The organism is Actinoallomurus sp. NPDC052308 (genome assembly GCF_040679195.1).
Classification (GTDB): Bacteria; Actinomycetota; Actinomycetes; order Streptosporangiales; family Streptosporangiaceae; genus Actinoallomurus; species Actinoallomurus liliacearum.
This window is the reverse complement of the sequence record NZ_JBFAUM010000008.1, coordinates 237,665-254,453: the sequence shown is the minus strand read 5'-3', so window position 1 is coordinate 254,453 and position 16,789 is coordinate 237,665. Positions and strand designations below refer to the sequence as shown.

Below are 16,789 nucleotides of genomic sequence, written 5' to 3'. Positions count from 1 at the left end.
AGGGCGAGGACGTCATCCTCATCCGCCGCGAGACCAACCCCGACGACCTCGACGGCATGATCGCCGCGCGCGGCATCCTCACCTCCCGCGGCGGCGCCGCCGCCGCGACGCGCTGCCGCCGCCCGCCGAGATCCTGCCGCCCGCCGCGCTGCTGGCGGCGTACGCCGTGCTGCTGGTCCTCGACCTGTCGGTGCCGCAGCCGGTCGACCACAGCCGCTACATGGACGCCGCCCGGTCGTTCCCGTCCCGGCCGCCGAACCCGATCTTCGACCACCAGTACCTGCGGATCGGGCTGACCGCGCCGACCGCCCTGGTGATGAAGGTCTTCGGTTACTCCGAGGCGACCTACCACGCGTTCCCGATCGCGGCGGCGCTGCTGCTGTTCGGGTCGGTGTACGCGATCGGCCGCCTGCTGTTCGGCCGGCTCGTAGGCGCGGTGTCGGCGGTGCTCCTCGGCTGCGTCGGGATCGTGGTCGTCGCGGGCACCGAGCTGCTGCCGGACCTGCCCGCCACCGCCCTGTTCACCGCGGCCGTCGCCCTGACCGTCGCGCTCCGCCGGGGGCTCCTCGGCCACCGGCGGGTCTGGCTCGTCGTGATCGGCGTGCTGCTCGGCTGGAGCTACCTGGTCCGCGAGTTCATCGTGTTCGTCTGGCCGCTGGTCCCCGTGCTGTTGTGGCGGCGGATCGGCCTCCGGGACTCGTTGTGCCTGGTCACGCCGGTCGCGCTGACGGGCGTGGGCGAGACGGCGTTCAACGCGTGGCTGTACGGCGACCCGCTCGCCCGCCTGCACGCCGGATCGGGCCTGGGCGACCTGCCGTCCCGCCCGGAGGTCGCCAAGACCTTCCACGATCTGCCGTTGTGGGTGTACCTGTGGCGGCTGCCGCAGCAGCTCGCCACGCTCCCCGAGGGGCCGGGGCTGCTGCTCCTCCTCGCCCTGACCCTGGCCGCGGGCGCGGTCTGCGCCGTCCGCCTCGTCCGGGCGTGGCGCGGCGGCGCGCAGGCCGGTCCGGACACGCGGCGGGCCGGCGTGTTCGCGCTGTGGATCGCGCTGCTGTGGGTGCCGCTCACGCTCCTCGGCGGCGTGCTGAACCCGGCCCATCCCAAGCTGCGCCTGCAGCTCCTGCGCTACTGGTACCCGGTGTTCCCCGCCTTCGTGCTGGGCGGCGTCGCGGCACTGTGGCTGCTCGGCCGCGCCGTACGGCGGCCGGCGCGGGCGCGGGCGCTCGCCCCCGCGGTGGTGGTGTGCTCCGTCGCGCTCCTCACGACCGGGCTCGCCGTGCTCGGCCGTCCGGGCGCGCCCGGCTGGGCGGGCTCGCCGCGCGTGTCGTCGGACGCGCTGCCGGAGTTCCGGTCCTGGCTGGCCCGCTCCGGTGCCCGTACCGTTTGGGCGGACACGAAGCTGTACCGCGTCCTCCCGATCTACTTCGTGAGCCGCACCGGCCACCGGGTGTGGCGCGGCCGCCTGCGGCCGTTGACGAACGCGACGGGACCGGCGGCGGGCGACTACGTCGTGTCCTACAGCGTCGGCAGCGACGCCTGCCCCCGCTGCGGCGACGCCGCGAAGGCCGCGCTGCCCGGCGTCCCGTCGACCTGGCGGCCCGTGCTCACCACCCGCGACCACCTGCTGCACGTGTGGCAGGTCGGCTGAGGCGGCCCGCCTGAGGTGACCGGCCGCGCACCTGGCCGGATGCGGTCAGTGACGCCGGGCGCGATGAGTTCTCGTCCGCCGCGTGGTCTGCACCGAGGACCACACGCGCATCCACACGAGAGCAGGTAGGTCATGGCGAAGATGCTCTACTCGGTCAGCATGTCGCTGGACGGCTTCATCGCCGGTCCGGGCGGGGACATGTCCTGGCTGACGCCGTACATCGGGCCGAACCCGGTGGTGACGGACGTCATCGAACGGATCGGTGCCCTCCTGGTCGGGAAGCGCACCTTCGGCGGCGACGATCCGCACCGGGGAACGGAGAAGGAGGGCAAGCCGTTCGGCGGCGGCTGGGAGGGCCCGCAGTTCGTGCTCACCCACCACGCGCCTGCCGACCCCGTTCCCGGCGTCACCTTCGTCGACGATCTCCAGAAGGCGGTCGCGGCGGCCAAGGAGGCCGCCGGCGACAAGTACGTCAACATCCTCGGCGCCGAGGTCGCCCGGCAGTGCCTCACCGCGGGGCTGGTCGACGAGCTCCTGATCTTCATCGCGCCGCTCATGCTCGGCGACGGCGTCCGTCTCTTCGACCACGCCGGCGGCCACGAGGTCCGGCTCGAACGCCTGAGCCAGAGCGAGGTGCCGCTCGCCACGAACCTCTGGTTCCGCGTCGTCCGGTAAGCCGTCCCGGGTCGTCCGGACCGCCGGCCGCGCGGTCTCCCGGCGAGCCGCGCACCCGGCGCGGCGCCGCCGGGGATCGCCTCCCCGGTCTCGCCGGGGCGGACGGCTCGCTGAACGGCTCGCGCTCCGCCGGGCGCGGCGTCACGCCCTCCGGCGGTGGGCGGCCCAGACGGCGATCTGCGTACGCGAGGTGAAGCCGAGCTTGCTCAGGATGTTCTCGATGTGACTCTCGGCGGTGCGCTGCGCGATGAGCAGGTGCTCCGCGATCTCCTTGTTGGTCATGCCCCGGGCGACCATCTCGGCGACCTGACGCTCGCGCTTCGTCAACGCCTGGTCGGCCGCGGCCGACGGCGCGACGACGACCGCGGCCGGTTCCTCCGGAGGCTCCGCCTCGAGGGCGAAGCCGACCAGCTCCGGCTGGGGCATGAGGGCTCCTCGCCGGCACGCGGCCGCGAAGCCGGCGTCACCGAGCGACTCACGGCACCACGCGCGGTTCTGCCTGCGCCACCTCAGCAACGTGTCGAAGCCGAACAGTGGCCTGCCGATCAGGTCCCAGCCCGCGTCCGCGGCCCCGAACAGCACCGCGGCCCGGTCGGTCCGGCCGGCCGAGATCGCCACCCACCCCAGCAGCTCGACGCAGAAGGGAATGCCGAGCCGGTCGACGAGGTCCTGCTTCGCCCGCAGGGACGATCGCAGGTGCGCCGCCGCCTTCCTCAGGGCACCGGTGGTCCAGTACGCGACGCCCAGGTTCCATTCGGACCAGGACCGCGTCCAGCGCTCGCCGAGGGAGTCGCAGATGGACAGGCACTCGGTGAGCAGGGCCACGGCGAGGTCGATGTCACCGGCCAGCACCGCCGGACGGGCGCACTGCCCGAAGATCAACAGTGCCGGCGCCGTCCACGCCCCCGACGCGCGATGCCCGGCCAGCGCCTGCTCCAGCATCGGCACCGCGACGTCCAGGTTCCCGACGAACATCTCCGCCTCGGCGTAGAACTGCAGCGCGTAGATCCGGTCGGCCTCGTCGTCCAGCTCACCGGCTAGCTCCAGGGCCTGCCGCAGCAGCACTAGGCTGGTGGCGTTCTCCCCACGGAGGAAGGCGATCCAGCCGTCGATCCACAGCGCGCGTACGCGCTCATGGCTCGGCTCAGGGTCCAGGGCCAGCGCGCGCCCCAGCCAGTGCGCGCCCTCGCGGACGAACCCACAGCCGACCCAGTAGAACCACAGCGCGTCGGCCATCCGGAGCCCCGCGCGCGCCTGGGCGGGCTCGTCGAGGCAGAACTCCAGCGCCGCCCAGAGGTTGCCCCGCTCCGCCGTCAGCCGCCTGACCCACTCGCCCTGACGTGGCCCGCAGGAGCACGCGTCGGCCCGTTCCGCCTCCCGCAGGAAGTAGTCGCGGTGTGTGCACCGCAGGCGCGGAGCCTCTCCGGTGTCGGCGAGGCGTTCGGCCCCGTACTGCCGGATGGTCTCCAGCATGCGGTACGACGCGCGCGGTCCCCCGCCGCAGCGCACGATGATCGACTTGTCCAGCAGCCCCGACATCGCGGTGAACACGTCCAGTCCGTCGCCCGCGCAGACCGCCTCGGCCGCGTCGAGGTCGAACTCTCCGGTGAAGACGGAGAGGCGCGACCAGAGGAGGCGTTCGGACGTGGAGCACAGGTCGAAGCTCCACCGCACCGCGGCGCGGAGCGTCCGGTGCCGTGCCGGCGCGCCCTGCTCGCCGGTCTTCAGCAGCCGGAACCGGTCCTCCAGCCGCGCCGACAACTGCTCGAGCGACAGGACGCGCAGCCAGGCGGCCGCCAGCTCGATCGCCAACGGCAGCCCGTCGAGTCGCCGGCACACCGAGGTCACGACGGACGCGTTCCCGGGATTCACCGAGAAGCCCGGCACGATCGCCGAGGCCCGGTCCTGGAACAGGCGCAACGCCGGGTACTCGTCCATCGTGGCGTCCGAGACGACGACCGGCGCGCTCGGCACCGGCAGGGGCTCGACCTCCAGCACGCGCTCGCCGCTGATCATCATCGGTTCACGGCTGGTGGCCAGCACCCGCACTCCGGAGGCCGTCCTCAGCAGGTCCCCGACCAGGCCCGCACAGCACTGGAGCAGATGCTCACAGTTGTCGAGGACGATCAGCAGCTGTTTGTCCGCCAGGTAATCGACCAGCACGGCCGTGAGCTCGCGGACCGACGCCTCCGGCAGCCGCAGCTCCGCGGCGACCGCGGTGGGCACCAGCGACGGGTCGTCCACGTCCGCGAGCTCCACGAATCGGACGCCGTCCCGGAACGCGCGATGTACCTGCCGCGCCACATGCACGGCCAGCCGGGTCTTGCCCACCCCGCCCACACCGGTCAGGGTGACCAGCCGGGAGTCCGCCAGGAACCGCCGGGCGGTGTCCGTCAGCCGACGGCGGCCCACGAAGCTGGTCAGATCCTCCGGCAGGCTCCCGGGCCCGGCGCCTCGGGCTTCCGGCGTCGCGTTCATCGGACCCCCCTCGTCAGCGTAACCGACCTGCCGGGGAGGCATACCTCCGGAGGAACTTGGGCCCGGAGTCTGAGTACTTGTACTCTGCCCGGCGGGCGCCGGCGCCGGGATGCTGCTCACATGATCGACACGAGGCTCCGACCGCGCACGACGGCGCGGACCGTCACCGGGGTGGCGCTGGTCCTTCTCACCCTCGGCTGGATCTGCGGCACGGTCGCGTTCTTCTTCGCGGCGCTCGATCCGATGATCTGTTTCGAGGGCTGTCAGGTCGGCGTCCAGGAGAAGCTTCATTCCGACCGACTCCTGATCGCGTCGGTCGGCTGCGCGCTGGTGCTGCCCTTCGCGGCCGTCTTCCTCAGTGTGGTGACCCGGCGGCGGGTCGCGACCGTCGTGTTCATCGTCGTGGGAGTGCTGCCAGGGATCGCCTACGGCATGACGGTGGGCGTGGGCGCCGCGCGTGACATCCACCGGATCCAGCCGCGCCGCCCCGCGCCCGTTCAGTCGGGCTACTGCCCCTGCTACAGCGGTGGCGCCTGTGACTGCCCGGGCGGCTGACCGCCGTCGGCGCGGCCGCGACCCGGGCGGGCGGGCCCCGGGCGTGCTCGGTCTAGGCTGGGAGCGGCAGGAGAACGATCACGTGAGCACAGTGGGGACGCAGGCAGCGATGGGATATGTCGCCGATCCGGCCATGGTGGAGCGCGCCCGCGCGCTGCTGGCCGAGCACCCGGTGGTGGACGGGCACAACGACCTTCCGTGGGCCCTGCGCGAGCAGGTCGGCTACGACCTGGACCGTCGTGACGTCGCGGCGGACCAGTCCGGCCTCCTGCACACCGACCTGCCCCGGCTGCGCGCCGGCGGGGTCGGCGCGCAGTTCTGGTCGGTGTACGTCCCGTCGGCCCTGGCGGGCGACGCGGCGGTCAGCGCCACGCTGGAGCAGATCGACTGCGTACGGGCGCTGGTCGAGCGCTACGCCGGCGACCTGCGGCTCGCCCGTACCGCCGACGAGGTGGACGCGGCCCGCGCCGAGGGGCGCATCGCCTCGCTGCTGGGCGCGGAGGGCGGGCACTCGATCGCGTGCTCGCTGGCGACCCTGCGCGGCCTCTACGAGCTCGGGGTCCGCTACATGACGCTCACGCACAACGACAACGTGCCATGGGCGGACTCCGCGACGGACGAGCCGGTCGCGCACGGCCTGACCGCCTTCGGCGAGGAGGTCGTGCGGGAGATGAACCGGCTCGGCATGCTGGTCGACCTGTCCCACGTGTCGGCCGACACGATGCGGGACGCGCTGCGGGTGAGCCGGGCCCCGGTGATCTTCTCGCACTCCTCGTCGCGGGCGGTCTGCGACCACCCGCGCAACATCCCCGACGACGTGCTCGAACGGCTGCCCGCCAACGGCGGGGTCGCCATGGCCACGTTCGTGCCGAAGTTCGTGCTGCCCGAGGCGATCGCCTGGACGCGGGCGGCCGACGAGCACGTGTGCGCCCAGGGGCTCGACCCGCTGGCCTCGACGCCGGAGGCCGAGGAGGCACGGCGGGCGTACGAGGCGGCCCACCCGCGGCCCGTCGCGACGGTCGCCACCGTGGCCGACCACCTGGACCACATGCGCGAGGTGGCGGGGATCGACCACCTCGGCCTCGGCGGGGACTACGACGGCACCCCGTTCCTGCCCGCCGGGCTGGAGGACGTCTCCGGCTACCCGAACCTCATCGCCGAACTGCTCGGCCGTGGCTGGAGCGAGCCCGACCTCGCCAAGCTGACCTGGCAGAACGCCCTGCGCGTGCTGCGGGACGCCGAGGCCGTGGCCCGTGACCTGCGCGCCACCGAACGGCCGTCGATCATGCGGATCGAGGACTCCACAGCGGCCCCGGACCCCGTCCGCTGAGGCCCCGCCCCTGAGACCCGTCCCTGAGACCCGGCCCGCTGAGGCCCCGCCCGCTGAGACCCCGCCCGCTGAGGTGCCGTCCGGCCGCTCAGTCCTCGGACGGCGTGATGCCGTCGAGGATCTCGGCGGCGCGGGCGCGGGCCGGCTCGTCGTAACGGTGGGCGAGGGAGTGGAAGACCTGCTCGGCGCGGACCGCGGGCCAGTCGTCGGGCAGGTGCTCGGCGGGCAGGTGGGGATCGCGGCGTACGAGGTCGAGCCAGTCGGTGTGCAGCAGCAGCTGCCGGGCGAGGTCGTCGAGCTCGGCGGCGGGCTCCGGCCGGTCCCAGCGGGTCAGGAACTCCTGGTAGCGGCGGGCGATGCCGGGCACGTCGAAGGCCGCCTCGATCAGCCGGGCGGCGTCGGTGGGCGCCACGGAGGCGCCCTGGAACGCCTTGAGGTGCGCGTCGAGGCCGAGCCCGTCGACCAGCGCGACCACGTCGACGCGGCCGGGCGCCGCCCACATGCCGCTCTGCAGCGGCCCGAATCCGCCCCACAGCAGACGGGAGCGCAGGTCGTGCCGCTCCCGCCGCCATGAGTCGGGCAGCGAGAAGCCCACGACGGTCCATGTGCCGTCCCAGGCGCGGTTCACCGCGCCGGTCTGCCAGACGCGCCGGTGCCCGTCCCGCAGCACCTCGACGGCGCGGGGCGTGAGGCCGAAGTACATCTTGCGGCCACGCCGGTGGCGCTCGAGCAGGTCACGGCGGACCATCCGGGTGAGCGTCGAGCGTACGGCGTCCTCCCCCACCCCGACGCGCGCCAGAACGTCGATGACGCTGGCGGATGAGAGCGCGACCGGGCGGTCCAGGGCGTGGATGCCGAAGAAGCTCAGCATCAGCGACTGGGGGCGGGGTGCGCTCTCCGCGGCGTCGCCCCCGTCGAGGCCGGTGACCGAGGACGCCTCGGGTTCGACCTGATCGATTCGGGTCACCAGGACAGCGTAGGTGCTCGGCACCTCGGACGGGCGGCCCCACGAGTAAAAGTTGGGCAGGATATTGACCGACGTCGGAGAACTGCCTAACTTGGGCGATGCCAGAGACATCCCCCCTGGCCGGAAAGGAACCCCATGGATCTCACCGGCAAGGTCGCCGTCGTCACCGGCGCCGGTCGTGGCCTCGGTCTCGCCTACGCCTCCGCGCTCGCCGCCGCCGGCGCGGCCGTGGTGGTGAACGACGTGGACGGCGACGCCGCACGGACGGCGGTCAAGGAGATCACCGAGGCCGGCGGCCGGGCGGTCGCCGAGGTGCGCCCGGTCGGCACCACGGAGACCGCCGAGGCACTGGTCGCCCGCGCCGTGGACGAGTTCGGCCGGCTGGACGCGATGGTCACCAACGCCGGCGTGCTGCGCGACCGGGTGCTGTGGAAGATGTCGGACGAGGACTTCGACACCGTGATCCAGGTGCACCTGCGCGGGACGTTCACCTGCGTCCGCGCGGCGGCGATCCGCATGCGGGAGCAGGGCGAGGGCGGCCGCGTCATCGTGGCGGGCTCCCCCGCCGGTCAGCGCGGCAACTTCGGCCAGACCAACTACGCCGCCGCGAAGGCCGGCATCGCCGCGATGGTGCGCACCTGGGCGATGGAGCTGGCCAGGGCCGGGATCACCGCGAACGCGGTCATCCCCAACGCGGCCACCACGATGACCCGGACCATCCCGGCGTTCGCCCCGTACGTCGAGGCCTACGAGAACGACGGCACTCCCCTGCCGGACGCGCTGCGCAAGGGGTACGCCTTCGGTACCCCCGAGGACTGCGCCGGGCTGGTCGTCTACCTCGCCTCGGACGCGTCCGCGGACGTCACCGGCCAGTGCGTCGGGATCGGCGGCGACAGCCTCTCGCTGTGGTCCCACCCGCGGGAGATCAGCACGGCGTACGCCGACGGCGGGTGGAGCGGCGACGCCATCGCGGCCGCCTGGCCCGTGTCGGTCGGGCGACACCCCGAGACGTACGGCATCCCGGCGCCGAAGCTGTGACGGGGCGGGACACGACCATGATCGACCTGGACGCCGTCACGGCGATCGACATGCACACCCACGCGGAGGTGTCCGAGCGCGGCGACCACTCGCTGTCCGCCGAGCTGGACGCCGCCGCCGGCGCGTACTTCAAGACCGAACACCGTCACCCGACGCTGACCGAGATCGCCGCGTACTACCGCGAGCGGCGGATGGCCGCCGTGGTGTTCACCGTGGACGCCGAGGCGGCCACCGGCCACCCGCCGGTCCCGAACGAGGAGGTCGCCGAGGCGGCCCGCGCCAACCCGGACGTCATCATCCCGTTCGCCAGCGTCGACCCGGCCCGCGGGAAGGCCGGCGCGCGGCAGGTGCGGCGCCTGGTCGAGGAGCACAATGTCCGGGGGTTCAAGTTCCACCCCAACGTGCAGGCGTTCCATCCGAACGACCGGCGGGCGTACGTCCTCTACGAGGTGATGGAGGAGCTGGGCGTGCCCGCGGTCTTCCACACCGGGCAGACGGGCATCGGCGCGGGCGCGCCCGGCGGGGGCGGCATCCGGCTGAAGTACTCCAACCCGATGGACGTGGACGACGTCGCCGCCGACTTCCCCGAGCTGACCATCATCCTCGCGCACCCGTCCTTCCCCTGGCAGGACGAGGCGCTCGCGGTCGCCACCCACAAGCCGAAGGTGTACATCGACCTGTCCGGCTGGTCGCCGAAGTACTTCCCGCCGCAGCTCGTGCAGTACGCCAACACGTTGCTGAAGGACAAGGTCCTCTTCGGCTCGGACTATCCGATGATCAGTCCCGATCGCTGGCTGGCGGACTTCGCCAAGCTGCCGATCAAGGACGAGGTCCGTCCCGGGATCCTCAAGGAGAACGCCGCGCGGCTGCTCGGTCTGACCCGCGACTGACCCGGTTCCGGCGGCGATCTTCGGATCCACGCGCACCCGCTGGGCGAGAGGAGCCTTCCAATGCGCAATCAAGGCATCGGCTCGTGGACCACGCGCCGCGCCCGTAAGACCCCAAAGCGGACGGCCCTGGTCTTCGGCGACCGCCGCCTGAGCTACGCCGCGCTGCACGACCGTGCCACGCGCCTGGCTCACGTCCTGCGCGACCGCGGCGTTCGGCGCGGGGACCGGGTCGCCTACCTTGGCCCGAACCATCCGGCCTACCTGGAGACGCTGTTCGCCACGGGACTCCTCGGCGCCGTGTTCGTGCCGCTGAACAGCCGCCTCGCCGACCCGGAGCTCGTCTACCAGCTCCAGGACTCCGGCAGCTCGGTCCTCGTGCACGCGGACCGGAGCCCGGCGACCCTCCAGGCCGTCCACGACGGGGCCGCGCCCCGGGCGGCCCTCGCGGTCGGCGACCCTGCGCACCCGGCCGACCTGCCGTACGACGCGCTGATCGAGGCGTCCTCCGCCGAGCCGATCGACGAGGACGTCGGGCTCGGCGACACCTGCCTGATCATGTACACCTCGGGGACGACCGGCCGGCCCAAGGGCGCCGTGCTCACCCACGGCAACATCACCTGGAACAGCGTCAACGTCCTGGTCGACGTCGACCTGTCCGGCGACGAGGTCACGCTGGTCAGCGCGCCGCTCTTCCACACCGCGGCCCTCAACATGACCTGCCTGCCGACCCTGCTCAAGGGCGGCACGGTGGTCCTGGAGCGGTCCTTCGACGCCGCGCGGACCCTCGAACTGATCGCGCGGCACCGCGTCACCACCCTGTTCGGGGTGCCCGCGATGTACGACCGGATCGCCGCCGACCCCGGCTTCGCCGACGCGGACCTGTCCAGCGTGCGGTCGCTGCTGTGCGGGGGCGCGCCGGTGCCGGCCCGGACCATCCGGACCTACCTCGACCGCGGGCTCGCCTTCGTCCAGGGCTACGGGATGACCGAGGCGTCCCCCGGCGTGCTGCTGCTGGACCGGGCCGACGCCCTCGGCAAGGCCGGCTCCGCCGGCGTCCCGCACTTCTTCACCGACGTACGGCTCGTGGACCCGCTCGGCGACGACGTCCCGCCCGGCCGACGCGGCGAGGTGCTGGTCAAGGGCCCGAACGTCACCGCCGGGTACTGGGGCCTGCCCCAGGCCACCGCCGAGTCGATCAGCGACGGGTGGTTCCACACCGGCGACGTCGCGGCGGCCGACGAGGACGGGTACCTCAGGATCACCGACCGGCTCAAGGACGTGATCGTCTCCGGTGGGGAGAACGTCTACCCCGCCGAGGTCGAGGACGCCCTGCTCGAACACCCCGCGGTGCGCGACTGCGCGGTCATCGGCGTCCCGGACCCCCGCTGGGGCGAGGTCGGCCGGGCCGTCGTCGTCCCGGCACCGGGCACCGCCGCCGGCGAGAAGGACCTGCTGACGTACCTGGAGGGCCGCCTGGCCCGGTACAAGATTCCCAAGTCGGTCGTCTTCGCCACCGATCTGCCGCGCACTCCCAGCGGCAAGCTGCTCAAGCCCGCCATCCGCGCCGCCCACGGCGGCGGCACGGAGGATTCCGCCCGATGAACCCCGACCGACAGTGAAGGAGGCCTCGTGACCGTCACCGTTCACGGCCTGGACGAGATCAAGGAACAGGCCGGCGCCGACCTCGGGCACAGCCGGTGGATGGAGATCGCTCAGGACCGGGTGAACACCTTCGCCGACGCGACCGACGATCACCAGTGGATCCACGTCGACGAGGAGCGGGCCAAGGACGGCCCGTTCGGCGGGACGATCGCGCACGGCTACCTCACGTTGTCCCTGCTCATCCCCCTGTGGAGCGAGCTGCTCGAGGTCACCGGCGTGCGGATGGCCGTGAACCTCGGTCTCAACCGGGTGCGCCTCCCCTCGCCCGTCCGCGTCGGCTCGAAGATCCGGGCGCACGGCGCGATCGCCTCGGTCACCGAGGTGAAGGGCGACGGCGTCGAGGTGGTCGTGGACCTCACGGTCGAGATCGACGGCGTCGACCGGCCCGCCTGCGTCGCCCAGGCGGTCTACCGCTTCTACGCCTGACCGGGGCCCGGCGTGGAACCGGCCCCCGGCCGGCCGGGCGCATCCGGCGCCCAGCGGCCGGGTGCGTCGGTCGCCGACCGGCTCCTCGGTGTCCTGAGCGTGTTCACGGCCGACCGGCCGGTCCTGTCGCTCAGCGACATCGCCCGCCGGACCGGCCTGCCGCTGCCCACCGCGTACCGGCTCGTGGCCAGATTGGTCGCCTGGGGGGCCTTGGAGCGCGCCGCCGACGGTCGCTACCACATCGGCCTGCGGCTGCTGGAGGTCGCCTCGCTGGCGCCGCGGGGCCTGGCCCTGCGGGAGATGGCCATGCCGTACCTCGAGGACCTGTACGAGGCGACCCATGAGAACGTCCACCTCGCGGTGCGCGACGGCCTGGACGCGGTGTACGTCGAACGCATCTCGGCGCGCTCGGCGGTCCGCGTGCTCAGCCGGGTCGGGGCGCGCTGGCCGCTGCACGCGACGTCGGTGGGGCTCGTGCTGCTGGCGTACAGCGGCAGGGAACTGCAGGAGGAGGTGTGCTCCCGGCCGCTGCGGGCCTTCACCCCCTACACCGTCACCGATCCGGCCGTGCTGCGCCGGACGCTGGCCGAGGTCCGGCGCTGCGGCTGCGCGGTGAGCGACCGGCAGATCACCGACGACGCGATCTCGCTCGCGGCGCCCGTACGCGGGGTGGGCGGCGAGGTGGTCGCCGCCGTGTCCGTGGTCGTCGGCGCGCAGGACGCCCGGGTCCCGGCGCTGACGGCCACCGTCCAGGTGGCCGCGGGCGGGATCTCGCGCGCGCTCGGCTGGCGGCCCGGAAGGGATCGCGGGCCACGCCGTCCATCGGATACCGCGTCTTTCATTGAATGAAAGGGCCATGGCGGCGACGTCTCCCCGAGCGCGAATCTGACGCCATCCGCGCCTACGGAGAGAGGGCCCGATGACGTCTTTCGCGAGGAATCAGTGGTACGTCGCCGCGTACGGCCGTGAGGTGGGCCGTGACCTGCTGGCGAGGACGGTGCTCGGCGAGCCGCTGGTGCTGTACCGCACCGAGGAGGGCGAGGCCGTCGCGCTCGCCGACCGCTGTGTGCACCGGCGGTTCCCGCTGTCGGAGAGCCGGCTGGACGGCGACCGGATCGTCTGCGGCTACCACGGCTTCACGTACGCGCCGGACGGCGACTGCGTGTACGTTCCGGGCCAGCGGCGGATCCCGCGCACCGCCCGCGTCGCCTCCTACCCCGTCGTCGAGCAGGACTCGTTCGTGTGGGTCTGGATCGGCGACCGGGCGCTCGCCGACGCCACGGTGATCCCCCGGGCCCCCTGGCTGGCCGATCCGGGGTGGACGACGGTCAGCGGCATGGAGCCGCTGGACGCCCGCTACGGCCTGCTGGTCGACAACCTCCTCGACCTGTCGCACGAGACCTACCTGCACGGCGGCTACATCGGCACGCCGGAGGTGGCCGAGACCCCGATCACCACCGAGGTCGACGAGGAGGCCGGAGTCGTCCGGGTCAGCCGGCACATGCACGGGGCCGAGTGCCCTCCGTTCTACTCGAAGTCGACCGGCATCGAGGGGCGGATCGATCGTTTCCAGGACATCGAGTACCACGCGCCGTGCCTGTACCTCCTGCACAGCAGGATCGCCCCGGTGGGCGTGACCCCCGGCCCGGACGGCGAGGACGGCCGCGCCTTCCACGTCGAGGTCGTGTACGCCATCACCCCGTCGACCGAGAACACGACATACGACTTCTGGGCCGTCGCCCGGGACTTCGCTCGGGACGACGACGAGGTCAGCGCTTTCCTGCGCGATTCCAATCGCACGGTCGTGCTGCAGGACGTCGAGGCGCTGAACGTCCTGGAGAAGGTCATCGCCACCGAGCCGGACGGCTACCAGGAGCTGAGCATCAACATCGACACCGGGGGCCTGGCGGCCCGCCGGATCCTGGCCCGCCTCGCCGCGGGCGAGCAGGCCCCGGCCGGGGCCGTCGCCCGATGACCGAGCGATTGGTCATGAGGCCGACGGAGGAGGCCCCATGACCGGCCGGGAGACGCAGGTCTACCGGGTGCGCTGGCTGCCGGGCACCGACACGCTCCTGGGCACCTGCCACTGCGGGGCCGAGCAGACCGCCGAGGATCCGGTGCTGCTGTGGGAGTGGCTGCTCGCCCACCCGGCGGGCCACCAGGGACCGGAAGAGGAGAGCACACCACCCGCCACCGCGACCGTCTGAGCGTACGTACGGGGACGCCGCCCGCCGGGGCGGCGTCCCTCCTCCGAGAAAGGCGACACCGATCGTGAACGACGAGACCGAAGTCGTCATCGCCGGACGGAACCAGGCCGCCGACGGCGTGGTCCGCCTGACCCTGCGCCGTCCGGACGGCGGGCCGCTGGCCGCCTGGGAGCCCGGCGCCCACATCGACCTGCTGCTCGGCGGCGGCCTCGTCCGGCAGTACTCCCTGTGCGGGTCGCCGGCCGACCGCACGACCTGGCGGATCGCCGTTCTGCGCGAGCCGGGCGGCCGGGGAGGGTCGGCGTATGTCCACGACCGGCTCGCCGTAGGCACGCGGCTGCGGGTGCGCGGGCCGCGCAACAACTTCGCCTTCCCGGTCCGCGGAGCGCTACCTGTTCATCGCGGGCGGCATCGGCATCACGCCCCTGCTGCCGATGGTGGCGGCCGCCGAGCGGGCGGGTGCCCGGTGGCGGCTGCTGTACGGCGGCCGCACGCGCGCGTCGATGGGCTTCCTCGACGAGCTCGCCGGTTACGGCGACGCGGTGAGCGTGCGGCCGCAGGACGAGACCGGCCTGCTGGACCTGGACTCCTTCCTGTCCGAGCCCGACGACCGCGCCCTGGTCTACTGCTGCGGCCCGGAGCCCCTGCTGGCGGCGGTCGAGGAGCGGTGCCGAGCCGGATGGCCGCCAGGCGCCCTCCAGGTCGAGCGGTTCCATCCCGGGGAGAAGACCGGCACGGCGGACGGCACTCCGTTCGAGGTGGTGCTGGCCCGGTCCGGGCGTACTCTCACCGTTCCGCCCGACGGCAGCGTGCTGGAGGCCGTCCGGGCCGCCGGGATCGAGGTGCTCTACTCCTGCACGGAGGGCACGTGTGGCACCTGCGAGACCGACGTGCTGGAGGGCGAGCCCGATCACCGCGACTCGGTCCTCACGGACGAGGAACGGGCGAACTGCGCGACGATGATGATCTGCGTCTCCCGGTCGCGCGGCCCGCGCCTGGTCCTCGACCTGTGACGATCAGCCCGCCACGCGCCGCGCCGGAGCCGGCGCGTCCGCCGAGCGCCGCGCCGCGTCCCCGTGGCGCCGGCGGCGGCACGCCAGGCGGTCCGCGCCGGCGGAGAGGACCGCGACGGCCCCGACTCCGGCGCAGAGCAGGAGCAGCGCACGGCCGCCGAGGCCCGCCATCGCGCCGGCCGCGGCGGACCCGACCGAGGACACCGCGATCTTCAGCCCGGCGCTGGTGACGAACACCTGCGCGCGGGCGGCGACCGGCGCGTACGCCGTGCGCGCGGTCAGCGTCGCGGTGAAGGACAGGGCGTTGGCGACGCCGATCAGCGCGAATCCGGCGAGGGCGAGCGGGAGGCCCGGGGTCACGGCGGCCAGGGCGAGCGTGACGGCCAGGCCGGTGAACAGCTGGAGCGCGAGCCGTTCGGGCTCCCCGCGCAGCGGGAAGACCGTCACGAGCAGGGAGCCGCCGAGGTTGCCCAGCCCGCAGGCGACGGTCAGGGCGGCGCCCGCGCCGGGCCGGGCCGTCAGGTGCGGGCCGAGCACGACCGCGATGACCGGTATCGCGCCCAGGCTCAGCGCGTTGAGCAGCGTCATCGTCGTCACCCGCCGGAGCGGCGCGGACCTGACCAGCACCCCCATGCCCGCCAGGACACCCGGCGCGCGCTCCGCGGACGGATCGGTGGGGCGTTCCCGGGGGAGGGCCAGCGTCAGGCCGGCGGCGACGGCGGCCGCGCCGCTCAGCCCGAGCATCGCGGTGAGCGGCCCGAACAGCCCCGCCAGGCCGGCGACCGCGGCCGGGCCCGCGGTGCCGCCGATGCCGTACGTGAGCGCGTCCCAGCCCTGGGCGCGGCGCCGGGCCGGGCCGTCCGCCCCGGACGTCCCGGGCAGCCGGCTGCTCATCCCGCCCGTGAGCAGGGGACCGCAGCAGCCGGCCACGGCCACCGCCACGACCGCCGCCCAGACCGGGGCCCGGCCGAGCAGCAGCGACCCGGCCGCCAGCGCCACCGCGTAGAGCAGGAACGCCGTCGCGAGCACCCGCCGCGCGTCACGGGCCCGGTCCAGGCGGCGGGCCGTCCAGGGCCCGAACAGGTGCGGCGCGCTCAGCGCGCCCGCCAGGAGGCCGCCGGTCGCTGCGGCCCCGGGTACGTCGAGTCCCGGACTCATGGCCAGCAGGACGAGTCCCACCGCCGCCCCGCCGTCGGCGCCCCGCGCGAGGACCGCCGCCGGAACGTACCGGACCAGTCCCCTGGCGATCTCCCCGTCGGGGTGTCCGGCATGCACGGCCTCAACTCCTCACGTCACCACACAGTGCGGTGACGCCACGGTGGCACGAATCCGCGTCACCGGTCAATATGGTGACGTGTTCACCTTTCTCAGCGGTCGGCCCTGCCTCGACCTCACGACGACGCTCCAGGTCCGCCATCGCGAACCCGTCGAGACCCTGCGCACCCCGCACGATGCCCGGGACTGGATCGAGCAGGCGGGGCTGGCCGAGCGGGTCGCCGTCGACGACGCGGGCCTCGTACGGCTCCGCGAGCTCCGCGAGGTGATCCATCGGCTCGCCCGCGCCGCGCTCACCGCCGCCCCACCCGACCCCGCCGACGTACGACGGCTCAACGAGGTCGCCGCCCACCCGCCGACGGTCCCCTGCCTGGCCGACGGCGCCGTCCGGCACCAAGGGGACCTCGACCAGGCGCTCTCCACGCTGGCTCGGGACGCCATCGACCTGCTGGCTGGTCCGCAGGCCGGCCGCGTCCGCGAGTGCGCGCACCCGGACTGCACCAGGCTCTTCCTTGACGTCTCCCATGCGGGGCGACGCCGCTGGTGCGGGATGGCGGCCTGCGGAAACAAGTCCAAGTCCGCCGCCTATCGCCGACGGGTCCGAGGCGGCACGGACCGGTGAGCG

The 16,789-nt window shown here is 73.5% G+C and carries 16 protein-coding genes and 1 pseudogene; 14 read left to right on the top strand and 3 right to left on the bottom strand.

Annotated elements, in window-relative coordinates; genetic code table 11:
* The 3 genes and pseudogenes from AB0L00_RS22535 to AB0L00_RS22525 all read left to right on the top strand — a co-directional run.
* Nucleotides 1–95: pseudogene (locus tag AB0L00_RS22535) on the top strand (PEP-utilizing enzyme); the annotation flags it as partial.
* 125 nt (nt 96–220) lie between these two features.
* A complete protein-coding gene (locus AB0L00_RS22530) occupies nt 221–1,648 on the top strand; it encodes a glycosyltransferase family 39 protein (protein WP_364437345.1) in 1,428 nt (475 codons plus the stop codon).
* A gap of 132 nt (nt 1,649–1,780) precedes the next feature.
* Complete coding sequence (locus tag AB0L00_RS22525) at nt 1,781–2,323, top strand: dihydrofolate reductase family protein (protein ID WP_364437332.1); 543 nt, start codon at nt 1,781–1,783, stop codon at nt 2,321–2,323.
* Nucleotides 2,324–2,464: 141 nt separating this feature from the next.
* Here AB0L00_RS22525 and AB0L00_RS22520 read toward each other — a convergent pair whose 3' ends face one another.
* Nucleotides 2,465–4,801, bottom strand: coding sequence for a LuxR C-terminal-related transcriptional regulator (locus tag AB0L00_RS22520; RefSeq protein ID WP_364437329.1), 2,337 nt, complete (start codon nt 4,799–4,801; stop codon nt 2,465–2,467).
* Nucleotides 4,802–4,921: 120 nt separating this feature from the next.
* On the opposite strand from AB0L00_RS22520, the gene AB0L00_RS22515 reads away from it, so the two are divergent.
* Together AB0L00_RS22515 and AB0L00_RS22510 are read left to right on the top strand one after the other, a co-directional pair.
* Nucleotides 4,922–5,356 (top strand): DUF6234 family protein, encoded by a 435-nt coding sequence (locus AB0L00_RS22515; RefSeq protein WP_364437326.1) that lies wholly within the window; start codon nt 4,922–4,924, stop codon nt 5,354–5,356.
* 82 nt (nt 5,357–5,438) lie between these two features.
* Nucleotides 5,439–6,686 carry a dipeptidase gene (locus AB0L00_RS22510; RefSeq protein ID WP_364437323.1) on the top strand — a complete coding sequence of 416 codons (1,248 nt, stop codon included), beginning with the start codon at nt 5,439–5,441 and terminating at the stop codon, nt 6,684–6,686.
* Nucleotides 6,687–6,774: 88 nt separating this feature from the next.
* On the opposite strand, the gene AB0L00_RS22505 is transcribed toward AB0L00_RS22510, so the two are convergent.
* Entirely contained in the window at nt 6,775–7,653 is an 879-nt protein-coding gene (locus tag AB0L00_RS22505; protein ID WP_364437320.1) for a PaaX family transcriptional regulator C-terminal domain-containing protein, read from the bottom strand.
* 135 nt (nt 7,654–7,788) lie between these two features.
* Here AB0L00_RS22505 and AB0L00_RS22500 point away from each other — a divergent pair, with 135 nt between their 5' ends.
* The 8 genes from AB0L00_RS22500 to AB0L00_RS22465 all read left to right on the top strand — a co-directional run bounded on the left by AB0L00_RS22500 (nt 7,789) and on the right by AB0L00_RS22465 (nt 14,889).
* Nucleotides 7,789–8,691, top strand: coding sequence for an SDR family oxidoreductase (locus AB0L00_RS22500; protein ID WP_364437317.1), 903 nt, complete (start codon nt 7,789–7,791; stop codon nt 8,689–8,691).
* Nucleotides 8,692–8,708: 17 nt separating this feature from the next.
* Nucleotides 8,709–9,581 (top strand): amidohydrolase family protein, encoded by an 873-nt coding sequence (locus AB0L00_RS22495; protein ID WP_364437314.1) that lies wholly within the window; start codon nt 8,709–8,711, stop codon nt 9,579–9,581.
* A 60-nt stretch (nt 9,582–9,641) separates the two neighbouring features.
* A complete protein-coding gene (locus AB0L00_RS22490; RefSeq protein WP_364437311.1) occupies nt 9,642–11,183 on the top strand; it encodes a long-chain fatty acid--CoA ligase in 1,542 nt (513 codons plus the stop codon).
* A gap of 27 nt (nt 11,184–11,210) precedes the next feature.
* On the top strand, nt 11,211–11,669 hold the full coding sequence (locus tag AB0L00_RS22485) for a MaoC family dehydratase (RefSeq protein ID WP_364437308.1): 459 nt from the start codon (nt 11,211–11,213) through the stop codon (nt 11,667–11,669).
* A gap of 12 nt (nt 11,670–11,681) precedes the next feature.
* On the top strand, nt 11,682–12,518 hold the full coding sequence (locus tag AB0L00_RS22480) for an IclR family transcriptional regulator (RefSeq protein ID WP_364437305.1): 837 nt from the start codon (nt 11,682–11,684) through the stop codon (nt 12,516–12,518).
* A gap of 70 nt (nt 12,519–12,588) precedes the next feature.
* A complete protein-coding gene (locus tag AB0L00_RS22475) occupies nt 12,589–13,644 on the top strand; it encodes an aromatic ring-hydroxylating dioxygenase subunit alpha (protein ID WP_364437302.1) in 1,056 nt (351 codons plus the stop codon).
* Nucleotides 13,645–13,681: 37 nt separating this feature from the next.
* Nucleotides 13,682–13,876, top strand: coding sequence for a hypothetical protein (locus AB0L00_RS22470; RefSeq protein WP_364437299.1), 195 nt, complete (start codon nt 13,682–13,684; stop codon nt 13,874–13,876).
* A 434-nt stretch (nt 13,877–14,310) separates the two neighbouring features.
* Nucleotides 14,311–14,889, top strand: a complete 579-nt coding sequence (locus tag AB0L00_RS22465) for an iron-sulfur cluster-binding domain-containing protein (RefSeq protein ID WP_364437297.1) — start codon at nt 14,311–14,313, stop codon at nt 14,887–14,889.
* 3 nt (nt 14,890–14,892) lie between these two features.
* Here the strand turns inward: AB0L00_RS22465 and AB0L00_RS22460 are convergent, their stop codons facing one another.
* Nucleotides 14,893–16,164: an MFS transporter gene (locus AB0L00_RS22460; RefSeq protein ID WP_364437294.1), complete on the bottom strand. Its 1,272-nt coding sequence runs from the start codon at nt 16,162–16,164 to the stop codon at nt 14,893–14,895.
* 79 nt (nt 16,165–16,243) lie between these two features.
* Here AB0L00_RS22460 and AB0L00_RS22455 point away from each other — a divergent pair, with 79 nt between their 5' ends.
* The gene (locus AB0L00_RS22455; RefSeq protein WP_364437291.1) at nt 16,244–16,786 is read left to right on the top strand and encodes an ABATE domain-containing protein; all 543 of its coding nucleotides are present in this window, start codon (nt 16,244–16,246) and stop codon (nt 16,784–16,786) included.
* The last annotated feature ends 3 nt before the right edge of the window (nt 16,787–16,789 follow it).

Excerpts from the sequence above, each read along its gene's own strand:
- AB0L00_RS22530 (WP_364437345.1), top strand. The coding sequence starts at position 221 with ATGGACGCCGCCCGGTCGTTCCCGTCCCGGCCGCCGAACCCGATCTTC.
- AB0L00_RS22525 (WP_364437332.1), top strand. The coding sequence starts at position 1,781 with ATGGCGAAGATGCTCTACTCGGTCAGCATGTCGCTGGACGGCTTCATC.
- AB0L00_RS22520 (WP_364437329.1), bottom strand. The coding sequence starts at position 4,801 with ATGAACGCGACGCCGGAAGCCCGAGGCGCCGGGCCCGGGAGCCTGCCG.
- AB0L00_RS22515 (WP_364437326.1), top strand. The coding sequence starts at position 4,922 with ATGATCGACACGAGGCTCCGACCGCGCACGACGGCGCGGACCGTCACC.
- AB0L00_RS22500 (WP_364437317.1), top strand. The coding sequence starts at position 7,789 with ATGGATCTCACCGGCAAGGTCGCCGTCGTCACCGGCGCCGGTCGTGGC.
- AB0L00_RS22495 (WP_364437314.1), top strand. The coding sequence starts at position 8,709 with ATGATCGACCTGGACGCCGTCACGGCGATCGACATGCACACCCACGCG.
- AB0L00_RS22490 (WP_364437311.1), top strand. The coding sequence starts at position 9,642 with ATGCGCAATCAAGGCATCGGCTCGTGGACCACGCGCCGCGCCCGTAAG.
- AB0L00_RS22475 (WP_364437302.1), top strand. The coding sequence starts at position 12,589 with ATGACGTCTTTCGCGAGGAATCAGTGGTACGTCGCCGCGTACGGCCGT.
- AB0L00_RS22470 (WP_364437299.1), top strand. The coding sequence starts at position 13,682 with ATGACCGGCCGGGAGACGCAGGTCTACCGGGTGCGCTGGCTGCCGGGC.
- AB0L00_RS22465 (WP_364437297.1), top strand. The coding sequence starts at position 14,311 with ATGGTGGCGGCCGCCGAGCGGGCGGGTGCCCGGTGGCGGCTGCTGTAC.